Raw genomic sequence first — 1200 nt, 5'->3', positions numbered from 1 at the left:
GGGCCTGGCCCGGCTGTCCGGCCAGGTCGGCGCCCGCCGCAGCGGGATCGCGGCCGCCGAGGTCGAGGCCGGCCGGCTGGCCTCGGCCCTGACCGAGGCCGAGGCCCGCGGCACCGAGGCCGAGCGCGAGTTCACCGGGCTGGAGTCGCAGGTCGCCGGCGTCGAGCGCGGCGACCAGGGCCTGGACGCCGAGCACGAGCAGGCCAGCGCCGCGCTCGAGCGCGCCGAGGCCGAGGTCGAGCGGCTGCGCGAGAGCGAGCGGGCCGCCGAGCGCGAGCGCGCCACCTGGACCGCCCGCCGCGAGGCGCTCGAGCTGGGCCTGGCCCGCAAGGACGGCGGCGGCGCGCTGCTCGCCGCCAGCGACCGGGTCAGCGGCGTGCTCGGCTCGGTCGCCACCCTGCTCACGGTCGAGGGCGGTCACGAGCAGGCGGTCGCGGCCGCGCTCGGTGCCGCGGCCGACGCCGTGGCGGTCGACTCCCTGGACGCCGCCGTGGGCGCGCTGCGCCTGCTGCGCTCGGCCGACGCCGGTCAGGCCGGCCTCGTCGTCGGCGGCACCCGCTCGGCGCTCGACGACCCCGCCCGCTGGCCGGCCCTGCCGGACGGCGCCCGCTGGGCCCGCGAGCTCGTCCAGGCCCCCGACTCCGTGCGCGCGGCGCTGGAGCAGCTGCTCACCCGGGTCGCCGTCGTCCGCGACCTCGAGGCCGACAAGGCGCTGGTGCGCGCGCTGCCCGACTGCACGGCCGTCACCCCGGACGGCGACGTGCTGGCTCCCGGGCTGGTGCGCGGCGGGTCCGCGAGCGCGCCCAGCCTGCTCGAGGTGCAGGCCGCGGCCGACGAGGCCGGCGACGCGGCGGCCGCCGCCACGCACCGGGCCGAGCAGGCGCGGTTCGCCCTCGCCGCGGCCCAGCGCGAGGCCGAGCAGTCCCTCGAGCGGGTCGAGGCCGCGCTGGAGCGTCTGCACGACTCCGACGCGCAGCACGCCGCCGTCGCCGAGCGCCTCGGCCAGCTCGGTGCGGCCGTGCGGTCCGCCCACGCCGAGGCCGAGCGCCTGCGGCGTTCGGCGCAGGCGGCCGAGGATGCGTTGGTCGCCGACCGCGAGGCCCTGGCCGAGCGCGAGCAGCGGCTCGCGACCGCCGAGGCCGAGCTCGAGCTGCGCGGCGAGCCGTCCACGGACGAGCGCGACGAGCGCGACGCGCAGGC

At 80.8% G+C, this 1200-nt stretch carries 1 pseudogene; it reads left to right on the top strand.

What is annotated here, in order from left to right:
* Positions 1–1200 (top strand): annotated as a pseudogene (locus tag ACYVJ4_RS18550) (chromosome segregation protein SMC); the annotation flags it as partial.

The organism is Angustibacter peucedani, assembly GCF_054779595.1.
Note: the sequence above shows the minus strand (reverse complement) of the source record. Positions and strands in the feature narration are given on the sequence as shown.